The organism is Dietzia sp. IBK-p2-16D, assembly GCF_057773085.1.
Map to the genome: position 1 here is coordinate 1 of NZ_JBYMTL010000008.1, position 20,469 is coordinate 20,469.

The window sequence follows — 20,469 nt, forward strand, 5'->3', positions numbered from 1 at the left end:
TGTCACCGATGTCCTTAGGCAGAACTGTCACCGATGTCCTTAGACATCACACATCCGCCGGCGGATGCGCTGGCGCTGTGGCTTGCGATGGCGGAATGTACGCGATCGCCGGGGTTGCGCTGCGGGTATGGACCATTCAGGGCTCGCAAGCCACCGACGCAGCGCATCCGGGCCCGGCTGTGCTGGCTGAGCGCCCGCCGACCGCACCCGCGCCCGCCGACCGCACCCGCACCCGCCACCCGCGACCGCACCCGCACCCGCGACCGCACCCGCCGCCGGGGCGTCAGCTCGTGGTGAGCACCATCTTGCCGGTGGTCCGGCCGGTCTCCCCGCGGCGGTGCGCCTCTGCGGCCTGCTCGAGCGGGAAGACGTCGGCGATCGTCGCCCGCAGCGAACCCTGCTCGACCAGCTCGGTGATCGAGACCAGGTCGTGGCGGGAGGCGTCGACGAGCATCCGGACCGCGCGTACGCCGAGCTCCTCGGCCTCGCGGTAGAAATCGTCCGAGCCCACGGGCAGGATCGACACCACGATCCCGCCGGGGCGCAGCGTCCGCAGCGACTTCAGGGAGGTCTCGCCGCCGATCGTGTCGAGCACGGCGTCGACGTCCGACACGGCCTCCGCGATGTCGACGCCGTGGTAGTCGATCGCCTCGTCGACTCCGAGCTCGCGCAGGAAGTCGTGCTTGCCGGCGCTGGCGGTGCCGATGACGTATGCGCCGCGTGCCTTCGCTATCTGCACGGCCACGTGCCCGACCCCACCGGCGGCGGCGTGGATGAGCACCCGCTGGCCCGGCTGGATCCGTGCGTTCTCGACGAGCGCCTGCCACGCGGTGAGCGACACCAGTGGAAGTGCGGCGGCCTGCACGTGGTCGAGTGAGGCCGGCTTGGGCGCGAACCACGCCGCGGGGGCGGTGACGTACTCGGCGTGGGCACCGTGGCCGAACGGGTACGAGAGCATGCCGAACACCTCGTCGCCGGGGGCGAACCGCGCGACGCCGATGCCCACCTCCTCCACCACGCCGGACAGGTCCCACCCGAGCACGAACGGGGGCGTGCCGAGGAAGCCGCCGGTTGCTCGGTGCTTCCAGTCGGTGGGGTTGACGCTGGCGGCCTCGACGCGCACGAGGACCTCGTTGGTGCGTGGCGTGGGGCGGGGGAGGTCGACGACGGCGAGGACGTCCGGCTCCCCGAGGGTGTCCTGTCGCACGGCGCGCATGGTGGTGTCGTTGCTCATGGGCCCAGGGTAGGCGGATCCCGGTGACGCCCGTCGGGCCCGGACCGGCGGGGCGAGCTCAGAGCCGGTGCAGTTCGACGTCGCGAAGGAGGCCGCCGTCGACGGTCGCGGTCATGTACGTGCAGTGCGGTTGGCGTCGTCGGTCGGTGGGGGAGCCCGGGTTGAGCAGCCGCAACTCGCCCCGGCCGGATGCGCTCGGTGTGGTGGTGTCCCACGGGATGTGCGAGTGGCCGAACACCAGGACGTCGGTGTCCGGGTAGGCCTTGGCCATGCGTGTGTCCCGGCCCGCGGACGCGCCGGCCTCGTGGGTGACCGCCAGCCGGACGCCCTCGATCGTCACGCGGGCCACCTCGGGCAGCCGCTCGCGGAGTTCGGGGCCGTCGTTGTTGCCCCAGCAGGCGATGAGCCGGTCCGAGCGTTCCTCCAGCGTGTCGAGCAGCCCGGGGTCCATCCAGTCGCCCGCGTGGATCACCACGTCGGCGGCGGCGACCTCGTCCCACACCCGGGCGGGCAGGTCGCGGGCCGGCGTCGGGACGTGGGTGTCGGCGATGATGAGCAGGCGGGTGCCGCCCGCGGTCACCGGGTCGCCTCGAGCAGGACGTCCTCCCCGGCGATGTCGACGGTCATGCCGCCCGGCACTACCCGGACGCCGGTCAGCCGCACTCCCTCGGGCAGTTCGGCCAGCGCGGAGTCCATCATCGAGATGGTCCCGCCGAGCAGTTCGGCGGGCAGTTGGAACCCGAAGATCGAGGCCTGCTCGGGCTGCATCTGGAGGTCGCCGTCGATGAGCCGCGGGGTCACGACCGCCTCGGCCAGTCCACTGATCGAGACGCGGAGCGTGCCGGCGCCGGGGTCGGCGACGATGTCCTGGACCTGGATCAGCCCGCCGAGCATGCCGCCGCCGGCGGGGTTCTCCTGCTGCGCGGCGGTGGACATGGCCTGCTCGGAGACGAACGCGGACCCGTTGAGCGAGTCCACGCGGGTGAGGTCGCCCTCGGATCGCACGCCGTCGGCCCGGATGTCGATCTGCGGGGCCGGTCCGGTGGCCCCCTCGGCCGCGGAGCCGTCGGTGGTGATGCGGACGGAGCCGAGATTGCCGTCGAGGTAGGACAGGAGCACCGGGCGCGCGCCGAGTTCGACCTGCGCGGGGGAGCCGAGGCTGGCGGTGACCTCCTCGGCCATGCGGTTCTTGATGGCGCCCCGCATCCCGAACTCGAGGCCGACCAGCCCGGCGATGAGTCCCACCACGGCGAGCACCGCGACGAGCGCGATCACGGGCCCGCGTCGGCGGCGGGCGGCGCCGTCGGTGGCGGGCGCAGGGTCCGGGGTCCACGCGTCGCCGCGCGCGGTGGGGAACTGCTGGGTCTCGGCGTGCTGGACGCCGGGCCGGTCGTAGGCGGGGAGTCGCTGCGTCTCGTGCGGCTGCTGCATTCGTCCGATTGTCACCGATCCGGGCCGGGCGTGCAGTGCCCACGTCCCCGCCGCAGGTCAGCGGGCGGCGGTCCAGCGGCGCAGATGCTGGTACTCGGCCTCGAACAGTCGGTCCAGGTGCCCCACGACGAGTTTCTCGAGCTTGCCGCCGAGCAGTGGCACCGACACCTTGACCTGACCGGAGACGGATTCGTGGGCCGCCCCGTCCCGGTGGACGGCCTCGGCGCCGCCGCTGATCATCCCGAGCCCGCCGGCGGCCTCGGCGCGGGCGGTTCCGGTGAACCGCTCGCCGTCGAAGTCGCCGAAGGTGCTGGTCCGGACGATCACCAGCTGCCCGGGCAGGACCTTGCGGGCCAGGTCGGGGATGTCGGAGTCGGGGATGTGCTGGGTGACGGTGACGGTGACCGTGTCGCCGGTGGCGGAGAAGTCGTCGAGGGTGTCCTCGGGACTGCCGACGGCGGCGATGCGGTCGCGCCAGAAGGCCTCGTCGCCGTAGGAGGTGAACACGTTCTCGACGTGCGTGTCGATACGTGCGGTGTGGGAGAAGCGGGTCGCCATGGGGTCAGACCCTACAAGCCGCCGGTTACCCTCGGTCGTGTGAACCCGTCGCCGCCCGACCCCGCCGCGCAGCCCGACCCCGCCAGCACCGCGCCGCACCCCGCCGACCCGGTCGTCGCCGAGCTGTCGCACGTCCACGGGATCGACCCGGTGCCCGGTGCCCGCCTCGCGGACCTGACGACCCTGCGCATCGGCGGCCGCCCCCGCGCGCTGCTGGAGTGCGCGACCGCGGACGCGGTCGTCGCGGCGGTGCGGGCCCTGGACGCCGCGGACGTGCCGGTGCTCGTGTTGGGCGGTGGTTCGAACCTCGTGGTGGCGGGAGACGACCTGGACCTCGTGGTGGTGGCCCTGCGCAACCGGGAGATCGACTACCTCACCGGCGCCGCCGACGACCGCCTCATCGTCCGCGCCGGCGCGGGACTGACCTGGGATGAACTGGTCGCCGACACGGTCGGGCGCGGGTACGGCGGTCTCGAGTGCCTGTCCGGGATCCCCGGATCCGTGGGCGCGACCCCCGTGCAGAACGTCGGCGCCTACGGGGTGGAGGTCGCCCAGATCCTGCACCGCGTTCGCTGGTTCGACCGCGCCACCGGCGTCGACGAGTGGGTGACCCCCGACGCGCTCGGTCTCGGCTACCGGACCTCGGTGCTCAAGAACACCGACCGCGCCGTGGTCCTCGAGGTGGAGTTCCGCCTCGACCCCGACGGTCGCAGTGAACCGATCCGCTACGCCGAACTCGCCGGCCGTCTCGGCGTCGCGCCGGGCGACCGGACCGACCCGGCCGTGGTGCGGCGCACCGTGCTGGAACTGCGCCGCGGCAAGGGGATGGTGCTCGACGACGACGACTCCGACACCTGGTCCGCGGGATCGTTCTTCACCAACCCGGTGGTGCCCGAGGACGAACTCCCCACGGTGCGCTCCCGGGTGGCGGACAGACTCGGTACCGCGCAGGCCGAGCAGATGCCCGCCTTCTCCGCGCCCGGGGGCGTCAAACTCTCGGCGGGATGGCTCATCGAGCGGGCCGGTTTCTCCAAGGGGCATCCCTCGTCGTCGTCACCCGCTCGTCTCTCCACCAAACACACGCTGGCGCTGACCAACAGGGGTCGGGCCACCGCGGAGGACGTGATCGCGCTGGCGCGCGAGGTCCGCGACGGAGTGCGGGAGGCGTTCGGCGTGGAACTGCACCCCGAGCCGGTGTGGGTGGGCTGCCACATCTGACCCGGGCCGCCCGGCGCCCGTTTCATCGCCACGATACGCCCCTCGGAATGCGGGCCACCCCGCCACGATCCGCCCCTCGGAATGCGACTCGCGCTTCGGGCCCCGGGGGTGCATCGTCATCGGAGGCGCGGATCGTAGGGCGTCGGGCCCCGGCACCCACCTCCGGCGGCTGACCCTGATTCCCCGTTGCGGCGCCCACCCTGGCACGCTGGAGCCCGACCTTTGTGGTCTGTCCCGCCCCGCGCGCCCTCCCCGGCGCCGCTCGTCGTTGGAGAAGCCCGTGGACCTGTTCGCGTATCCGGTGTCGCTCGTCATGAAGTTCTGGCACTGGGCGCTGAGCTTCGTCGTGGACCCCGACTCGGGCATCGCATGGGTCGGCTCGGTGTTGCTGCTGGTGGTGACCGTGCGACTGCTGCTCATGCGGTCGATGTGGCGGCAGCAGTACTCGATGCGCAAGATGGCGCAGCTCGCTCCCAAGATGAAGGAGCTGCAGCTCAAGTACAAGGACCGCAAGTCCCCGGAGGACCGCCAGGCGCAGGCCAAGGAGATGCAGGAGCTGTACTCCGGGGCCGGGGTGAACCCCGCGGCCGGGTGTCTGCCGCTGTTCGTGCAGATCCCCGTGTTCCTCGGCCTGTACTACGTGCTGCTCAACTTCTCGCCCCGTGGGGTGTCCATCGAAGAGGCCTCGACCATGACCAACGGGGCGTTCCAGCCCGAGCAGGTCGCCTCGTTCCTCAACGCCGAGATCTTCGGGGTGCCGCTGGCGTCCTACATCCGGATGCCGCAGGAGGTCATGGACTCGCTGCACCCGGGGCTCGTCCGCGAGGACATCCTCGTGCTGGCCGTGCCGCTGTTCGTGCTGGCCGGCATCGCCACGTTCATCAACATGTGGAACTCCTTCCGCCGGCAGAAGGCGGCCAAGGCGGCCGAGCAGGCGGCGGTCGCGCAGGTCGAGGCCGAGGATCGGGCCGGTGGGCCGTTCGTCGACGGCGAGGTGCTCGAGATCGACGGCGAGAAGCCCGTCACCGCCGCCGACGCCGACGCCCGGTCCGGGGACGAGGCCGAGCGTCGCGACGGCGCGGCCGGCACCCCGGGCGCTCCCGCCACCGCGGGTGCTGCCGGCGCGGCCGGTCCGGGCGCTGGTGCGGCGGCCAAGCCGCAGGACTTCCAGTCGATGGCCGAATCCATGACCGAGTCGATGAACCAGTCGATGAAGATCATGATGTACCTGTTCCCGGTCTTCCCGATCGTGGGCGCGTACTTCTTCAACTTCCCCATCGCGATCGGCCTGTACTGGCTGACCAACAACGTCTGGACCGCGGTGCAGTCGCACTTCTTCATGGAGCGGCTGGAGAAGGAGCTGCCCATGACGAGCCGCGAGGGCCTGCCACCCAGCGCGTTCATGTAGGCCCCGCCGGGAACGGTCGCGGGAAGGGTCGGCCGCCGAGCGGGCGGCAGGGGCCCCATCCGGGTCTACGCTGGAGCCGTGGAGACCGCCGCTCCCGAGGTGACGTTTCGTCCCCTCACCCGCGACGACCTGCCGACGCTCGCGCGCTGGCTGGCCGAGCCGCTCGTCGCGCGGTGGTGGTCCGAGAACTCGCCGGACCGGGTCGAGCAGGACTTCGGCCCGTTCCTCGACGACGGGCAGACGGAGTGCCTGGTCGTCATCGTCGACGGCGAGGACGCCGGGATGCTCATGAGATACCCGATCGCGGCAGAACCCTCGGGCGTGGACGAGCTCACCGGGGCCGGGATCGAGGTGCCCACCGACGCGTGGAGCATGGACTACCTGATCGCCGACCCCGCGGCGCGCGGCAGGGGAGCGGGCGCGGCCATGGTGGCGCGGGCGGTGGCCGGGATCTGGGACGGCCACCCCGAGGCGACCTGCGTGATCGTGCCCGTGAACATCGAGAACCCCCGATCCTGGGGCGCGCTGGTCCGGGCGGGGTTCCGGCGGCTGCCGGACGCGGAGCTGACCCCCGACGTCCCCGGCGACACACCCCTCCACGCGATCTGCCGGATCGACCGACCCTTGCCGCCAGCGGGTCCACCGCGTAGCGTCACCGGATGAGTCGGCAGGCGCACGGCGCGACCGCGGGGAGACCCGGGGTCGCGAGGGGCGCGGAGCCGAGAAGAACCAGACGAGGAGATCGAAGGACAGTGCTGAACCTCAGGTGAGTCCCGGCCCCACGCCACCTCTCCTGGAGCACGCATGTCTTCCCTCGTCCTGTCGGATGTCGCGTTCGCGTTTCCCGACGACACCCCACTCTTCGACGGGCTCGACCTCGCCGTCGGCCCGGGTCTGACCTCACTCGTCGGCCGCAACGGCGCCGGCAAGAGCACCCTGCTGCGCCTCGTCGCGGGCGAGCTCCGGTCGGCGCGCGGTTCGATCAGCGTCGACGGCGAGCCCGCGGGTCCACCCACCGTCGCGTATCTTCCGCAGCTGCTCGCCGACGCCCCCGCCGAGCGGACTCTCGCCGATGAACTCGGCGTGGGTCGGCAGCTGGCGGCGCTGGCCCGGATCGAGGCGGGTGAGGGCGACGACGACGACTTCGCCCGCATCGGCGACGACTGGTCGGTGGAAGAGCGCACGATCGCGCTGCTCGACGACCTGGGCCTGCCGACCGAACCGGGCCGGCCCGTGGTCGCGCTGTCCGGCGGGGAACGCACCCTGGCGGCGGTGGCGGGTCGGCTTCTCCGGCGGCCGCGGGTCCTGCTGCTGGACGAGCCCACCAACAACCTCGACGCCCGGGCGCGGGAGCGACTGTTCGCGGCGGTCGGTGAGTTCGTTGCGGGCGGGGACCGCGTGGTGATGGTGGTGAGCCATGATCTGGACTTGCTGGACAGCGCCGAGACGACGGTCGAGCTGCGGGCCGGCGGGTGCCGGGTCTTCGGCGGGCCGTACTCGCACTATCGGGACGTGATCGAGGCCGAGCAGGCCGCCGCGCGTCAGTCGCTGACCGGCGCGCGGAACGACCTGCGCGCCGAGAAGCGGGACAAGGTCGAGGCGCAGGTGGTGCTGGCGCGGCGCCAACGGTACGGCCGCAAGATGGAGGCGAACAAGCGTGAACCCAAGATCGTCATGGGGATGCGCAAGCGGCAGGCGCAGGAGTCGGCGGCGCGGTACCGGGCCACTCACGAGAGGGGCGTCGAGCAGGCGCGGGAGCGGATGCGCGCGGCGGACGCGGCCATCCGGCGCGAGGAGCTGCTGCGGGTCGAGCTCCCCGACCCGGGACTGCCCGCCGGCCGCGTCGTCCTGGATGTCGCCGACCCCGTCGCCGGGCGGGTGCACCTCGCCGGACCCGCGCGCGTGCGGGTGGCCGGGCCCAACGGCAGCGGCAAGACGACGCTCCTGCGACGCCTCGTGGGCATCGGGAGCGGCAGCGGCAGTGGCGGCGTTAGTGGCGGCGACGGTAGCGGCGACGGGGTCGACGACGAGGGAGTCCACGTCCCGTTTGCCCTGCTGCCGCAGGATCTTCGTGTCGAGCATCCGGGGTGGTCTGTCATCGACGCGATCCGGGCGGTCCGCCCCGACGCACCGGCGGAGGAGGCCCACGCCCACGCGGCGCGGCTGCTGTTCACCGGTGACGCCGGGTTCCGCCGACTCGGCGATCTGTCCGGTGGCGAGCGACTCCGTGCGGCGCTGGCGGCGCGGCTGTTCGCCCGACCGATCCCGCAGTTGCTGATCCTGGACGAGCCGACCAACAACCTCGACCTCGACGGCGTCCGGGTGCTCGCCGACGCACTCGCGCAGTGGCGGGGGGCGCTACTGCTCGTCACCCACGACGACGGCTTCTGCGACCGGGTGGGGGTGGACGACGTGATCACCTTCGGCTGACCCCGCTCCGGCGGGGTGGACGCAGACGCTCACCACCATTCCCAGAGAGGACCCACCATGCGCAAGCTCATCTACTACGTGGCCGTCAGTATCGACGGCTTCATCGCCGACCCGGACGGAGGGTTCGACGTCTTCCCCGTCGAAGCCGCGAACATGCCCTGGCTCATCGAGAACTACCCGGAGACGATACCCGGGCACTTCCGCGGCTCCCTCGGCGTGACGACGACGCCACACCGGGCATTCGACACCGTGATCATGGGCCGCACCACCCATCAGGTGGCGGTGGACGAGGGACTGGCCAGCGGTTACCCGCACCTGCGCCAGTACGTGGTGACCCACCGGCCGGACGAGCTGCCCGCCGAGGAGGGGCTGACCGCGTCCGACGAGGACCCCGTGACCCTGGTCCGCAGGCTCAAGTCGGAGGACTCGGCGCTCGACGTCTGGCTGTGTGGCGGCGGCTCGCTGGCCGGTCAACTGGTCGACGAGATCGACGAGTTCCGGCTCAAGGTCAACCCGGTTGTCCTGGGCGCGGGCATCCCGCTGGTGGCGCGGGCGACGGGCGGGCCGGGCGCGGCGGGCGGGGCGCTCCCGCTGGCGCTGACCCGGGGCCGGCGTCATGACTTCGACAGCGGGGTGAGCTACGTGGAGTACGCCCGCGCCTGACCGCCATCGCGAGTCCCCGGACTGTCATCGAAAAGAGCGTTTCGCGCGCCGTCACTCGGCGGATGTGAGCGGAACGCTCTTTTCGATGGCGCTATGGCGCTATGGCGCTCGGGGGGCGTAGATCAGACCGCGCCGCCGGCGACCGAGGGCGGGGTTCCGGTGTTGGTGGAGGAGTCGGTCTCGCGGGCCAGGTACTCCTCGATGCGGAACCAGTCGTCGGCGGCGCGCTCGGCGATGGTCACCAGCGTGTTCATGTTGGCGACCTCCTCGACCTGCTCGCGGAGGAACCACAGCATGAACTGCTCGCCGAGCGGGTCGGACTCGGCGCGGGCGGCCTGGAACATCGCCTCGATCTGCCGGGTCACCTGCTTCTCCTGCTCCAGCGCCGTCCGCAGTGCGTCGGCGGGGTCACCGAACGCGGCTTGGGGAGCGGGCACCGCCGGGATCGTCACGTCGATCTCCCGGTCGAGCATGTACTGGACCATCATCATCGCGTGGTTCCGCTCACCCAGGCTGTGCGAGTAGAAGCGCGACGCGAGCTGCGGCAGGTCCTGCGCGTCCGCCCACACGGCGATCGCGATGTACTGCTGACTGGCGGCGAACTCGTGACCGACCTGAGCCGAGAGGAGTTCGACGAATGAGTTCTTGTTCCTGGCCATGGGGGCCCCTTTCAGTAGGGGGCCAGCCTATGGCCGCCGGCGGCGTTCTGCCAGGTCAGTAAGCCTAACCTGGGTCCTCGTTGGGCAGCCTCACCTGTGCGCCCGTCAGTTCCGGTGGGCGCGCGTCGCGGAGTGCTGGTCCCGCGGCTTCACCACGATCTGGTCCAGGTTGACGTGCGAGGGCCTGCTCGCCACGAACCCGACGATCTCCGCCACGTCCTCGGCCACCATCGGGGTCAGCCCACGGTAGACGGCGGCCGCCTTGTCGTCGTCGCCGTCGAACCTCACGCGGGAGAACTCGGTCTCGACCATGCCGGGCGCGATCTCGGTGAACCGCACCGGCTGGCCCAGGTGCTCCCCGCGCAGCGTGCGGTGCAGGACCGCCTGCGCGTGCTTGGCCGAGGTGTAGCCGGAGCCGTTGTCGTACGACTCGAGGGCGGCGATCGAGGTGATGGTGATGACCAGTCCGTCGCCCGTGTCGACCAACACCGGCATGAGGCCGCGGACCATGCGCAGCGTGCCGAGGACGTTGGTCTCCCACATCCAGCGCCACTGGTCCTCGTCGGCATCCATCACGCTGGTCGTGCCCTTGGCGCCGCCGGCGTTGTTGACCAGCACGTTCAGCCGGGGGATGGCCGCGCAGAACGCCGCGCACGAGTCGGCGTCCGTCACGTCCAACGGGAGGGCGGTGCCACCGATCTCCGCCGCGAGCGACTCCAGACGGTCGACCCGACGCGCCCCGACGATCACGTGGAACCCGAGTCCGGCCAGCTCGCGCGCGGACGCCTCACCGATTCCCGACGACGCCCCCGTCACCACCGCGACGCGGGTCTCGGCGGGCAGGGCGGCGAGCCGCTCACGGGCGGCGGAGTGATCGGTGCTCATGTCCTAGAGGGTAGGCGGCGGGTCCGACGGGGTCGACGAGATGTGCGCGCCGCGTGCGAAAAGGTTGCGGCGGGTCGGCGACCTCGGGGGCGACGGGGTGGCGACGACGACGAGGTCAGCGACCCCGGCCGGTGACCATCTCGACGAGTCCGCGCACCGCGCCCCTGGCCATGTCGGCCTTGGAGAAGTAGTCCTGCCAGCCGCAGATCCGGCCATCGCGGACCTCGAGGCGGCCGCACACCCAGAAGCCGACGCGGAACCGCCCGACCCCGAGGTAGTCGGTGCGTTCGGTGAGCACCACGACGGGGGCCGCCGGGTCGGTCGGGTCCGCGGGCGCCGACACCGCGAGGTGGTGGATCTCCACTCCGAAGCGGATGCTGCGGTTCATCGAGGAGATCGCGCCGACGACCGCGCGCTTGCCCCGGATGGTCGGCAGGCCGATGTTGGCCCACCAGACGTCCTCGGCGAGCAGGTCGCCGGCGGCGGTGGTGGACCCGGTCATCAGGGCGTCGAAGAACGTGCGGACCACGACATCGGGGTCGGTCCGGGTGGTGGTGGCTGCCATTGCGCAACGGTAACCGGCGCGGGCGCGGTGTGGGGGTCGGATCGTGACGATCGGCGTCACTGCGGGTGCGCGCTCTCTATGGACCATTCCGCACGCGTACGCGGGTGGATTCCGTGCAGACAGGCCGCATAACCCGGAGCGTGGCTGGCACCATGAGGCGCATGACCTCCGCGCCCACCTCTGAGTCCTCAGCCCACGAGCCCGCAGCCTCGACGCCCGCGCCCACCCTCGCCTCGGCCGTCTCGTCGGACGGCACCGCGATCGCCTACCGGGTCCTCGGCGATCCCGCCGCCCGGCCGCTCGTACTGATCCACGGCTGGGCCCAGTCGAGCTCGAGCTGGGGGACCGAGCTGCTGGGCGCCCTGGCGCAGCGGTTCCGCGTCGTGGCGATCGATCTGCGCGGCCACGGGCATTCCGACGTCCCGGCCGGCGGCTACGACTCGGCGCGGCAGTGGGCCGACGACGTCGAGTCCGTCCTCGACTCCGCGGGCATCGGCGAGGACGCGGGCGCGATCCTGCTGGGGTGGTCGTACGGCGGCGTGGTGGTCTCGGACTACCTGGCCGCCCGCGGCGAGGGCCGGGTCGGCGGGATCGTGCTCTGCGGCGCGGTCACCTCGCTCTCCCGCTCGGCCGGCGGCGCGATCGGCCCCGCCATGAAGGAGGTGACCTCGGGCGGCGCGTTCGACGAGAAGCCCTCCGTCGCGCTGGCCGCGTTCACGAGCTTCGGCAAGGCCATGATGCGCTCGGGATCGGGCGCCGACGGGCAGCGGATCCTGGGCCTGTCCCTGTCCACGCCCCCGGCGGTCCGGCAGGCGCTGCTCACCCGGAAGGTGGACAACGACGACACCCTGCGCGGTCTGACGATCCCCGCGCTGGTCCTCCACGGCGCCCACGACGGGGTGGTGCTGCCCTCCGCCGGCCGGGCCAACGCCGAGATGATCCCCGACGGCCGCTACGTCGAGTTCGCCGAGTCCGCGCACGCGCCGTTCCTCGAGGACACGCCCCGCTTCCTGGCCGAGCTCGACGATTTCGCCGCCTCCCTGTAACGATCCTCGGGCGGCGGGCCCGGTCGGGGAGGCCCACCTCGTCGTCGTCACATCAGGGCGGCGGGGCACGGCCGACGTGCACCCCGGCGCGGGCAGGGGCACAATCGGACGGGTGACCGTAACCGACCTCGACCCCGGCGCCGCGCACCCCCTGCCCCGGCGCGTCGCGGTCCTGTCCTTCCACACCTCGCCGCTGGCCCAGCCGGGCACGGGCGACGCGGGCGGACTCAACGTGTACGTCCTGCAGACAGCGCGCCGGTTGGCCCGCCTCGGCGTGGAGGTCGAGATCTTCACCCGCGCCACCCACTCGTCGCAGCCGCCGGTCGAGCAGGCCGGCGACGGCGTCCTGGTCCGCAACATCGTGGCCGGGCCGTTCGAGGGACTGCGCAAGGAGGACCTGCCCACGCAGCTGTGCCCGTTCGTCGCCGGCGTGATGCGCGCGGAGGCCGGGCACGCGCCGGGGTACTACGACCTCATCCACTCCCACTACTGGCTCTCCGGCCAGGCCGGGCTGGTCGCGTCCGAGCACTGGGGCGTGCCACTGGTCCACACCGCGCACACGCTGGCGGCGGTGAAGAACGCGGTCCTCGCCGAGGGAGACACCCCCGAGCCCGAGTCCCGGCGTATCGGTGAACAGCAGATCGTGGACGCCGCGGACCGGCTCGTCGTCAACACCACCGGCGAGCTGCGCGAACTCGTCGAGTACTACGACGCCGACCCCGCCGACGTCGACGTCGTCTCGCCCGGCGCCGACCTGGAGCAGTACACCCCCGGCACCCGGCGCGGCACCGAGCAGGCCCGCCGCGCGCTGGGGCTGGGGCAGCACTCCGAGGTGATCGCATTCGTCGGCCGGATCCAGCCGCTCAAGGCCCCCGACGTGATCGTGCGGGCGCTCGCCGAGATGGTGCGCGCCCAGCCCCGCCGTGACGTGCGTCTGATGGTCGTCGGCGGACCCAGCGGGTCGGGGCTCTCCAGGCCGCGCTCGTTGATGGACCTGGCCGAGGAGCTGGGAGTGGCCGATCGCGTGTGTTTCCTGGCTCCCCGGCCGCCGTCGGAGCTGGTGGACGTCTACCGGGCCGCGGACATCGTGGCGGTGCCGTCGTACTCGGAGTCGTTCGGGCTCGTGGCCCTCGAGGCGCAGGCGTGTGGGACCCCCGTCGTCGCGGCCGCGGTGGGCGGGCTCCCCACGGCCGTCGCCGACGGCCGGACCGGGATCACCGTGGACGGGCACGATCCGAGTGTCTGGGCGCGCGTGTTGTCCGGATTGTTGGACGACGACGAGCTGCGCCTGTCGATGTCGCGGGCCGCCCCGGTGCACGCCTCCGGGTTCTCCTGGGACGCCACGGCCGAGGGGCTCGTGTCCTCGTACGCGGGCACGATGGCCGCGTACCGGGCCCGGCGTGCCGACGCCACCGCGTCCTGATCTCCCGTCCGCCCGAGTCCCAGCCGACCACCCCGAAGGAGTCACGATGATCGACCCCACCGAGAGCAAGCGCATGGACGACGACGGGCCGGCCGCGAGCCGGGAGGACGTCGACGCCCCGACCGTCGAACGGATCCGGAACTTCCTGGTGGAGCGGGAGATCGAGTCGACTCTGGCCGACGGCCGCACGTTCGTCGTGATCCTGCCGGGGGAGAAGCGCCTCAAGACCGCCTGCCACCTGACGGTGAACCGGGAGAGCGTGCGCATCGAGGCGTTCGTGTGCCGCCAGCCCGACGAGGACTTCGAGAAGGTCTACAAGTACATGCTGCGGCGCAACCGTCGGCTGTACCAGGTGGCGTACACGCTGGACAACAACGGCGACATCTACCTCGTCGGCCGGATGCCGCTGGTCGCGGTGACGGAAGAGGAACTCGACCGCGTGCTGGGCCAGGTGCTCGAGGCCGCGGACCACGACTTCAACATCCTCATCGAGCTGGGCTTCCACACCTCGATCCGCCGCGAGTGGGAGTGGCGCGTGTCCCGGGGCGAGCCGCTGCGCAACCTCGACGCGTTCCGCCACCTCACCCAGGACCTGCCCCAGCCGGAGTAGCCCCGGACACCCGGATAGCGTGCCGGTCAGGCGTTGATCTGCTGGGCGACCTTCTTGCGCAGGACCTTGCCCATCGGGTTGGTGGGCAGTTCGTCCAGTTCGACGAACTCGCGCGGGACCTTGTACCCGGCCAGCGAGCCCTTGCAGTGCGCGCGCAGGGCGTCGGGGTCTAGTGAGGCGCCGGGTTCCGGCACGACCGCGGCGATGACCTTCTCGCCGCCGTCGGAGCTCGGGCGGCCCACCACGGCGCAGTCCGCGACGCCCGGGGCCGCGCGCAGCACCGCCTCGACCTCCGACGGGTAGACGTTGAACCCGCCGGTGACGATCATTTCCTTGATCCGGTCCACCACGTGCAGGAATCCGTCGCCGTCCTGGACCACGACGTCGCCGGTGCGGATCCAACCGTCGTGGAAGGTCTCGGCGGTCGCCTTCTCGTTGCGCCAGTAGCCCGGGAAGACCTGCGGTCCCCTGACCAGGAGCTCACCGGGCTCGCCGGCCGGTGCGTCGACCGAGGGATCGTCCTTGTGTGCGACACGGATGTCGGTGTCCGGGAACGGGACGCCGATGGAGCCGGCCCGCCTCGCCGTCGACATCGGGTTGCCGACGGTGATGGGGGAGGTCTCGGTCATCCCGTAGCCCTCGACCAGGAGGCCACCGGTGGCGGCCTCCCACCGCTCGATGAGCTCGGCGGGCAGGCTCATGGCGCCGGACAGTGAGTGCTTGATGCCGTGCAGGGGGATCTTCCGCTTCTCCGCCTCCTCGAGGATCTTGGTGTAGATCGGCGGGACGGCCGGGATGAAGGTGGGCAGGTCCTTCTTCATGATCGGCATGATGAGGTCCATGTCGGGGGTCGGCACCAGCTGCAGCCGCGCGCCGACGGCGATCCCGATCACCACGCACAGCGTCACCCCGTAGGCGTGGAACATCGGCAGGGAGGCCAGGAACCGCTCGCGGCCGAACTCGAGCCCGGGCACCCACGCCTGGCCCATCTTGGCGTTGGCCACGAGATTGGCGTGGGACAGGACGGCCCCCTTGGGGGTTCCGGTGGTGCCGGAGGTGTAGAGGATCAGGGCGGGATCCTCGGCGGCCGGCCGTGGATACGAGAAGTCCAGCTCGGCGCCGGTCTCGAAGTCGGCCCAGTCCAGGGTGCCGGGCGCGGGCCGGGAGAGCTTGTTCCGGGAGGCCCGCAGAGACGGGAGGGGAAGTCGCCTGAGCGCCAGGCGCTTGACGGCGGGGAGCTCGTCGAGCAGGTCGACGGCGATGACGTGCTCGATCGCGGTACCGGGCCGTTCGGCGAGATCCCGCACCACCGGCGCGACGACGTTCCAGGTCACGACCACCTTGGCGCCGTGATCGGCGAAGGGGGCCTCGAGCTCGTCGGCGGTGTAGAGCGGGTTGTGCTCCACGACCACCGCGCCGATCCGCAGCGCCGCGTAGAACACCGTGATGCCCTGGGGGCAGTTGGGCAGCAGCACGGCGACACGGTCACCGCGCGCGACCCCCAGGCGGCGCAGACCCTCCGCCGCGCGGCGCACACGACTGCCGAGCTCCGAATAGGTCGTCAGGCGGCCGAAGAACTCCGTGGCGGGACGGGACGAGTACGTGCTGACGGCGTCGTCGAACTGGTCGATCAGCGTGGTGCTGCCGTAGTCCAGGTCATGCGTGGTTCCCGGCGTGTAGTGGACGGTCCACGGCCGGTCGCTCGATTCGGGGGTGTCTCCGGCGTGTGTGGTCATGTCTGCACCGTAGTCCTCGGAGCGCGGGTCATAATGACCGTATGGCTTACGGAACACTCGTCCTCCTGCGTCACGGGCAGTCCACGTGGAACGCATCCAACCAGTTCACGGGCTGGGTCGACGTCGACCTGACCGATCTCGGACGGGAGGAGGCGGTCCGCGGCGGCAAGCTCCTCGCCGAGGCGGGGATCCTGCCGGACATCCTGTACACCTCGCTGCTGCGTCGCGCGATCACCACCGCGAACATCGCGCTGGACGCGTGTGACCGCCACTGGGTCCCGGTGATCCGGCACTGGAAGCTCAACGAGCGTCACTACGGCAAACTCCAGGGTTTGAACAAGGCGGAGATCAAGGACCAGTTCGGCGACGAGCAGTTCATGCTGTGGCGCCGCAGCTACGACACCCCGCCCCCGCCGATCGACCCGGACAATGAGTACTCGCAGACCTCCGACACCCGGTACTCCGATCTGCCCGAGGTGCCGCTGACCGAGTGCCTCAAGGACGTCGTGGACCGGTTCATCCCGTACTACGCCGCCGAGATCGCCCCGAAGCTGGCGGAGGGTAAGACCGTGATGGTGGCCGCGCACGGCAACTCGCTGCGTGCGCTCGTGAAGCATCTCGACGGGATCTCCGACGAGGACATCGCGGGCCTGAACATCCCCACCGGGATCCCGCTGGTCTACCACTTCGACGAGACCGGACTGGTCGCCAACCCGGGCGGCACCTACCTCGACCCGGAGGCCGCCGCCGCCGGCGCCGCGGCCGTGGCCAACCAGGGCGGCAAGTAGTAGGTGAAGGCCCGGTGAACGGGTCGCGAACCCCCGGCATCCCGCGAACTTCTCGCAGGTGGCCGGGGGTTTGTCGATTCGGGCGACGGAACGTCACACCGTAGGATCGGGGTCGTGCAGGTCAGTCTGGGGATCTTCCTCGCGATCGTCGCCGGGATCATCGGCTTCGTCGTGGGAGGCTTCGTCGTCCCACTGATCCACCGGCGCGGCGAGCGACGCCGTGCCGAACAGGCCGGGCCCAGTCGGCTGGACGTGCTGCGGGGCGTCTATCAGCAGGCGCCGTACGCTCTCGCGGTCGTGGACCGCCACCAGGATGTGGTCCTCTACAACCGTCGCGCCGCCGAGCTGGGGATCGTGGACGACCGCCTGTTGGTGGATCCGGTCTGGCGCGCCGCCGAGTCGACGTTCACGGACGGGCACTCCACCCGTTTCGACCTGCCGGCCAAGATGGCCCCCGGTCGCCGCCGCATCCCGTCGGTGAGTGGACGCGGGGAGATCCTCGAGGGCAACGGCGAGCAGTTCGTCGTGGTGTTCGCCGACGACGACTCCGAACACCGTCGCATGGAGGCCGCCCGCCGCGACTTCGTCGCCAACGTCTCCCACGAGCTCAAGACCCCGGTCGGGGCGATGGCGGTGCTCGCCGAGGCGCTGTTGGAGTCCAAGGACGATCCGGACTCGGTCGAGTACTTCGGCGGCCGCGTGGTGAGCGAGGCCCAGCGGCTCGGCAAGATGGTCTCCGAGCTCATCGAGCTCTCGCGACTGCAGGGCGCCGAGCGGATCCGCGACCCGGAGCCGGTGGACGTGGACGACGTGGTGGCCGAGGCGCTGCACCGGTCCGCCTCGGCGGCCGAGGCGGCGGGGATCGAGCTCATCACCGATGCGCCGTCCGGGCTCGAGGTCAGGGGCGACTGGACCCTGCTGGTCACGGCGGTGTCCAACCTCATCTCCAACGCCATCAACTACTCGCCCGAGCACACCCCGGTGTCGATCACCCGGGGCATCAGTGGCGACACCGTGACGCTGCGTGTCACCGACCGCGGTATCGGCATCGCCCCGGAGCACCAGGCCCGGGTCTTCGAGCGGTTCTTCCGCGTCGACAAGGCCCGCTCCCGCGCGACCGGCGGGACCGGGCTGGGCCTGGCGATCGTCAAGCACGTCGCGCAGAACCACAACGGCGCGGTCAGTCTGTGGAGCCGGCCCGGTACCGGGTCGACCTTCACACTCGAACTTCCGGCTCATGTGGAGCCGGGCGGCGACGGGGGACCACCCGACGCCAAGCAGGCCACACAAGGAGAGGACCAGGTGCCGTGACCAGGGTGCTGATCGTGGAGGACGAGGACTCGTTGGCGGATCCGCTGGCGTTCCTCCTCCGCAAGGAAGGCTTCGAGGTCACCGTCGCGGGGGACGGCCCGACCGCGTTGCAGAACTTCGAGTCCGACGGCGCGGACATCGTGCTGCTCGACCTCATGCTCCCCGGGATGTCCGGCACGGATGTGTGCAAGCGACTGCGGATGACCTCGACCGTCCCGGTGATCATGGTGACCGCCCGGGACAGTGAGATCGACAAAGTCGTCGGCCTGGAACTGGGGGCCGATGACTACGTCACCAAGCCGTACTCGGCCCGCGAGCTCATCGCCCGCATCCGTGCCGTGCTGCGGCGCGGCGCCGAGGCCGAGTCCGAACCGGTCGACGAGATCGGCGTCCTGGAGTCCGGGCCCGTGCGGATGGACATCGAGCGCCACACGGTGCTCGTCCGGGGGTCGGCGGTCACGCTGCCGCTCAAGGAGTTCGACCTACTGGAGTACCTGCTGCGCAACTCCGGCCGGGTCCTCACCCGCGGGCAACTCATCGACCGCGTGTGGGGGTCGGACTACGTCGGCGACACCAAGACCCTCGACGTGCACGTCAAGCGCCTGCGCTCGAAGATCGAGTCCGATCCCGGCAAGCCGGTGCACCTGGTGACCGTCCGCGGGCTGGGCTACAAGTTCGAGGGCTGACCGGCCCGCTCTGTCGCCGGGTGCACGGCCACGATCCCGAGCTGCCGCCGGCGCCGGCACGCCGCGGCGAGCACCTCGTAGCACTGGGCGCCCAGGAGTTCGACCAACTCGTCACGCAGGGAGATATAGACGGGGTCCACGCCGACGTGCGCTTCGGGGGACCCGGTGCAGTACCAGTCCAGGTCCAGCCCGCCCGGGCCCCAGCCGCGACGGTCGTACTCCCCGACGCGGGTGTGGAGGATCTCCACCTCGTCGGGGCGGGTCTCCCATTCGCGGGTCACGTGGATCGGCAGCTGCCAACAGACGTCCGGCTTGGACTCGGGCAGGCTCCGCCCCGTCCGCCCGGCGAGGTGGTGCAGGGCGCAGCCCGACCCGGTCGGCCACCCGACGTCGTTGAAGAACACGCACCGTCCGCCGAGGCGGCGCGTCCTGAGAGCGGGCTCCATCTCGCCGTCGTCGCCGGTCAGTTCGTCTTCCTCGAGCCACGCTTCCAGCGCGCTCCCGTCGGCCGACGCGGCGGCCCGGGCGGCGTCCCGGTGCTGCCATTCCTCCGGCCGCAGCAGCGCGACGTTGGCCTCGAGCCGCTGTCGGTCGGCGTCGTCGGAGAGGAACGCGCCGTGGGTGCAGCAACCGGAGTCGGGCTGGTCGCGCTCGATGCCGTGGCAGGCCGGCGTACCGAAGACACACGTCCACGACGACAGCAGCCACGTCATGTCGGCGGAGATCAGATGTTCGTCATTCGCGGGGTCGGGGAACGTGTACCACTCGCGCGGGAAGTCGAGGGGGACCTCGGGCAGCTGGGCGCCCGGGGTCGAGGGGCGTTCGGTGGCGGTCACAACCAGCGACCGTAGACCGTTTAGGGTGGGCGTGTGAGATTAGGTGTCCTGGACGTGGGAAGTAACACGGTCCATTTCGTGGTGGTCGATGCCCACCGTGGTGGCCATCCCACGCCCATGAACGATTCCAAGACCCGGTTGCGCCTGATCGAGTACCTGGACGAGGACAACAACATCTCCAAGACCGGCATCGCCCGGCTCGTCGACGCCGTCAACGAGGCCGCCGAGCTGGCCGAGGCCACCAAGTGCCGTGAGGTCATGGCATTGGCCACCTCCGCCGTGCGGGACGCCGCCAACTCGGACGACGTGTTGGCCAAGGTGGAGAAGGAGACCGGGATCGAGTTGCGGGTCCTCTCCGGCGAGGACGAGGCGCGTATGACGTTCCTCGCCACGCGCCGCTGGTACGGCTGGAGCGCGGGGCGGATCGTCAATCTCGACATCGGTGGTGGTTCGCTCGAGATGACCTCCGGGGAGGACGAGCTGCCCGAGCAGGCACACAGCCTGCAGTTGGGCGCCGGCCGCCTCACCCACGACTGGTTCAAGACCGACCCGCCGGAACGCAAGCGGATCAACCAGCTGCGCGACTACATCGACGCCGAGCTCGACGGGCCCGCCAGGGAACTGCGCGCGGCCGGCGAACCCGACCTGGCGTGCGCCACCTCCAAGACGTTCCGCATGCTGGCGCGGCTCACGGGTGCGGCGCCGTCGTCGGAGGGCCCGCGCGCCGAGCGGGTCCTCACGGCTGCCGGTCTGCGGCAGGTGATCGCGTTTATCTCCCGCATGACGGCCGCGGACAGGGCAGAGTTGGAGGGCATCAGCTCCGACCGCTCGCATCAGGTGGTGGCGGGGGCGCTGGTGGCGGAGGCGTCCATGCGTGCGTTGGGTCTGGAAAGTGTGAAAATCTGTCCGTGGGCTCTGCGAGAGGGGCTCATCCTGCAGCGTCTCGACCGGGACGTGGGCGGCGACGGGAAGGGGAGCTGAC

Annotated in this window: 21 protein-coding genes; 12 read left to right on the forward strand and 9 right to left on the reverse strand. The window is 71.3% G+C overall.

Annotated features, from left to right (window positions below):
* Positions 1 to 283: 283 nt before the first annotated feature.
* The 4 genes from AC3DE3_RS15560 to AC3DE3_RS15575 are packed head-to-tail and all read right to left on the reverse strand — an operon-like array spanning position 284 to position 3,223.
* A complete protein-coding gene (locus AC3DE3_RS15560; RefSeq protein ID WP_488370566.1) occupies positions 284 to 1,234 on the reverse strand; it encodes an NADP-dependent oxidoreductase in 951 nt (316 codons plus the stop codon).
* Between the two features lie 58 nt (positions 1,235 to 1,292).
* Positions 1,293 to 1,814, reverse strand: a complete 522-nt coding sequence (locus AC3DE3_RS15565; RefSeq protein WP_488370567.1) for a metallophosphoesterase family protein — start codon at positions 1,812 to 1,814, stop codon at positions 1,293 to 1,295.
* Complete coding sequence (locus AC3DE3_RS15570) at positions 1,811 to 2,665, reverse strand: LmeA family phospholipid-binding protein (protein ID WP_488370568.1); 855 nt, start codon at positions 2,663 to 2,665, stop codon at positions 1,811 to 1,813. The genes AC3DE3_RS15565 and AC3DE3_RS15570 overlap by 4 nt, the downstream gene beginning before the upstream one ends.
* A 57-nt stretch (positions 2,666 to 2,722) precedes the next feature.
* Positions 2,723 to 3,223 (reverse strand): DUF2505 domain-containing protein, encoded by a 501-nt coding sequence (locus AC3DE3_RS15575; protein ID WP_260488810.1) that lies wholly within the window; start codon positions 3,221 to 3,223, stop codon positions 2,723 to 2,725.
* Between the two features lie 123 nt (positions 3,224 to 3,346).
* Here AC3DE3_RS15575 and AC3DE3_RS15580 point away from each other — a divergent pair, with 123 nt between their 5' ends.
* The 5 genes from AC3DE3_RS15580 (at position 3,347) to AC3DE3_RS15600 (ending at position 8,942) form a co-directional block, all read left to right on the forward strand.
* The gene (locus AC3DE3_RS15580) at positions 3,347 to 4,441 is read left to right on the forward strand and encodes a UDP-N-acetylmuramate dehydrogenase (RefSeq protein ID WP_488370670.1); all 1,095 of its coding nucleotides are present in this window, start codon (positions 3,347 to 3,349) and stop codon (positions 4,439 to 4,441) included.
* 280 nt (positions 4,442 to 4,721) lie between these two features.
* Positions 4,722 to 5,849 (forward strand): membrane protein insertase YidC, encoded by a 1,128-nt coding sequence (gene yidC / locus AC3DE3_RS15585; protein ID WP_488370569.1) that lies wholly within the window; start codon positions 4,722 to 4,724, stop codon positions 5,847 to 5,849.
* 78 nt (positions 5,850 to 5,927) lie between these two features.
* On the forward strand, positions 5,928 to 6,512 hold the full coding sequence (locus AC3DE3_RS15590; protein ID WP_260488808.1) for an acetyltransferase: 585 nt from the start codon (positions 5,928 to 5,930) through the stop codon (positions 6,510 to 6,512).
* A 141-nt stretch (positions 6,513 to 6,653) separates the two neighbouring features.
* Positions 6,654 to 8,279, forward strand: coding sequence for an ATP-binding cassette domain-containing protein (locus AC3DE3_RS15595; protein WP_488370570.1), 1,626 nt, complete (start codon positions 6,654 to 6,656; stop codon positions 8,277 to 8,279).
* A 57-nt stretch (positions 8,280 to 8,336) separates the two neighbouring features.
* Entirely contained in the window at positions 8,337 to 8,942 is a 606-nt protein-coding gene (locus tag AC3DE3_RS15600; RefSeq protein WP_472981653.1) for a dihydrofolate reductase family protein, read from the forward strand.
* A gap of 122 nt (positions 8,943 to 9,064) precedes the next feature.
* On the opposite strand, the gene AC3DE3_RS15605 is transcribed toward AC3DE3_RS15600, so the two are convergent.
* The 3 genes from AC3DE3_RS15605 to AC3DE3_RS15615 form a co-directional block, all read right to left on the reverse strand.
* Positions 9,065 to 9,601 (reverse strand): ferritin, encoded by a 537-nt coding sequence (locus tag AC3DE3_RS15605; protein ID WP_488370571.1) that lies wholly within the window; start codon positions 9,599 to 9,601, stop codon positions 9,065 to 9,067.
* Positions 9,602 to 9,706: 105 nt separating this feature from the next.
* Entirely contained in the window at positions 9,707 to 10,486 is a 780-nt protein-coding gene (locus tag AC3DE3_RS15610; protein ID WP_260488804.1) for an SDR family NAD(P)-dependent oxidoreductase, read from the reverse strand.
* Between the two features lie 115 nt (positions 10,487 to 10,601).
* Positions 10,602 to 11,051, reverse strand: a complete 450-nt coding sequence (locus AC3DE3_RS15615) for a limonene-1,2-epoxide hydrolase family protein (protein ID WP_260488803.1) — start codon at positions 11,049 to 11,051, stop codon at positions 10,602 to 10,604.
* Positions 11,052 to 11,212: 161 nt separating this feature from the next.
* On the opposite strand from AC3DE3_RS15615, the gene AC3DE3_RS15620 reads away from it, so the two are divergent.
* The 3 genes from AC3DE3_RS15620 to AC3DE3_RS15630 all read left to right on the forward strand — a co-directional run bounded on the left by AC3DE3_RS15620 (position 11,213) and on the right by AC3DE3_RS15630 (position 14,130).
* Positions 11,213 to 12,097 (forward strand): alpha/beta fold hydrolase, encoded by an 885-nt coding sequence (locus AC3DE3_RS15620; RefSeq protein WP_488370572.1) that lies wholly within the window; start codon positions 11,213 to 11,215, stop codon positions 12,095 to 12,097.
* A gap of 112 nt (positions 12,098 to 12,209) precedes the next feature.
* The gene (gene mshA / locus AC3DE3_RS15625; protein ID WP_260488801.1) at positions 12,210 to 13,520 is read left to right on the forward strand and encodes a D-inositol-3-phosphate glycosyltransferase; all 1,311 of its coding nucleotides are present in this window, start codon (positions 12,210 to 12,212) and stop codon (positions 13,518 to 13,520) included.
* A 73-nt stretch (positions 13,521 to 13,593) separates the two neighbouring features.
* Positions 13,594 to 14,130 (forward strand): type III secretion system chaperone family protein, encoded by a 537-nt coding sequence (locus tag AC3DE3_RS15630; protein ID WP_260489189.1) that lies wholly within the window; start codon positions 13,594 to 13,596, stop codon positions 14,128 to 14,130.
* 26 nt (positions 14,131 to 14,156) lie between these two features.
* Here AC3DE3_RS15630 and AC3DE3_RS15635 read toward each other — a convergent pair whose 3' ends face one another.
* Positions 14,157 to 15,866: a long-chain-fatty-acid--CoA ligase gene (locus AC3DE3_RS15635; protein WP_488370573.1), complete on the reverse strand. Its 1,710-nt coding sequence runs from the start codon at positions 15,864 to 15,866 to the stop codon at positions 14,157 to 14,159.
* 41 nt (positions 15,867 to 15,907) lie between these two features.
* On the opposite strand from AC3DE3_RS15635, the gene AC3DE3_RS15640 reads away from it, so the two are divergent.
* The 3 genes from AC3DE3_RS15640 to AC3DE3_RS15650 all read left to right on the forward strand — a co-directional run bounded on the left by AC3DE3_RS15640 (position 15,908) and on the right by AC3DE3_RS15650 (position 18,651).
* Positions 15,908 to 16,654, forward strand: a complete 747-nt coding sequence (locus AC3DE3_RS15640; RefSeq protein ID WP_163376355.1) for a phosphoglyceromutase — start codon at positions 15,908 to 15,910, stop codon at positions 16,652 to 16,654.
* 114 nt (positions 16,655 to 16,768) lie between these two features.
* Positions 16,769 to 17,965, forward strand: a complete 1,197-nt coding sequence (locus AC3DE3_RS15645) for a sensor histidine kinase (RefSeq protein WP_488370574.1) — start codon at positions 16,769 to 16,771, stop codon at positions 17,963 to 17,965.
* Positions 17,962 to 18,651: a response regulator transcription factor gene (locus AC3DE3_RS15650; protein ID WP_260488797.1), complete on the forward strand. Its 690-nt coding sequence runs from the start codon at positions 17,962 to 17,964 to the stop codon at positions 18,649 to 18,651. Before AC3DE3_RS15645 ends, AC3DE3_RS15650 begins: the two co-directional genes overlap by 4 nt.
* On the opposite strand, the gene AC3DE3_RS15655 is transcribed toward AC3DE3_RS15650, so the two are convergent.
* The gene (locus AC3DE3_RS15655; protein WP_488370575.1) at positions 18,633 to 19,487 is read right to left on the reverse strand and encodes a DUF3109 family protein; all 855 of its coding nucleotides are present in this window, start codon (positions 19,485 to 19,487) and stop codon (positions 18,633 to 18,635) included. The genes AC3DE3_RS15650 and AC3DE3_RS15655 overlap by 19 nt on opposite strands.
* A 33-nt stretch (positions 19,488 to 19,520) precedes the next feature.
* Between AC3DE3_RS15655 and AC3DE3_RS15660 the strand changes: the two genes are divergently transcribed.
* Positions 19,521 to 20,468 carry a Ppx/GppA family phosphatase gene (locus AC3DE3_RS15660; RefSeq protein WP_260488795.1) on the forward strand — a complete coding sequence of 316 codons (948 nt, stop codon included), beginning with the start codon at positions 19,521 to 19,523 and terminating at the stop codon, positions 20,466 to 20,468.
* Position 20,469: the final 1 nt, after the last annotated feature.

Excerpts from the sequence above, each read along its gene's own strand:
- AC3DE3_RS15630 (WP_260489189.1), top strand. The coding sequence starts at position 13,594 with ATGGACGACGACGGGCCGGCCGCGAGCCGGGAGGACGTCGACGCCCCG.
- AC3DE3_RS15615 (WP_260488803.1), bottom strand. The coding sequence starts at position 11,051 with ATGGCAGCCACCACCACCCGGACCGACCCCGATGTCGTGGTCCGCACG.
- AC3DE3_RS15595 (WP_488370570.1), top strand. The coding sequence starts at position 6,654 with ATGTCTTCCCTCGTCCTGTCGGATGTCGCGTTCGCGTTTCCCGACGAC.
- AC3DE3_RS15610 (WP_260488804.1), bottom strand. The coding sequence starts at position 10,486 with ATGAGCACCGATCACTCCGCCGCCCGTGAGCGGCTCGCCGCCCTGCCC.
- AC3DE3_RS15575 (WP_260488810.1), bottom strand. The coding sequence starts at position 3,223 with ATGGCGACCCGCTTCTCCCACACCGCACGTATCGACACGCACGTCGAG.
- AC3DE3_RS15600 (WP_472981653.1), top strand. The coding sequence starts at position 8,337 with ATGCGCAAGCTCATCTACTACGTGGCCGTCAGTATCGACGGCTTCATC.
- AC3DE3_RS15570 (WP_488370568.1), bottom strand. The coding sequence starts at position 2,665 with ATGCAGCAGCCGCACGAGACGCAGCGACTCCCCGCCTACGACCGGCCC.
- AC3DE3_RS15560 (WP_488370566.1), bottom strand. The coding sequence starts at position 1,234 with ATGAGCAACGACACCACCATGCGCGCCGTGCGACAGGACACCCTCGGG.
- AC3DE3_RS15640 (WP_163376355.1), top strand. The coding sequence starts at position 15,908 with ATGGCTTACGGAACACTCGTCCTCCTGCGTCACGGGCAGTCCACGTGG.
- AC3DE3_RS15620 (WP_488370572.1), top strand. The coding sequence starts at position 11,213 with ATGACCTCCGCGCCCACCTCTGAGTCCTCAGCCCACGAGCCCGCAGCC.
- AC3DE3_RS15635 (WP_488370573.1), bottom strand. The coding sequence starts at position 15,866 with ATGACCACACACGCCGGAGACACCCCCGAATCGAGCGACCGGCCGTGG.
- AC3DE3_RS15605 (WP_488370571.1), bottom strand. The coding sequence starts at position 9,601 with ATGGCCAGGAACAAGAACTCATTCGTCGAACTCCTCTCGGCTCAGGTC.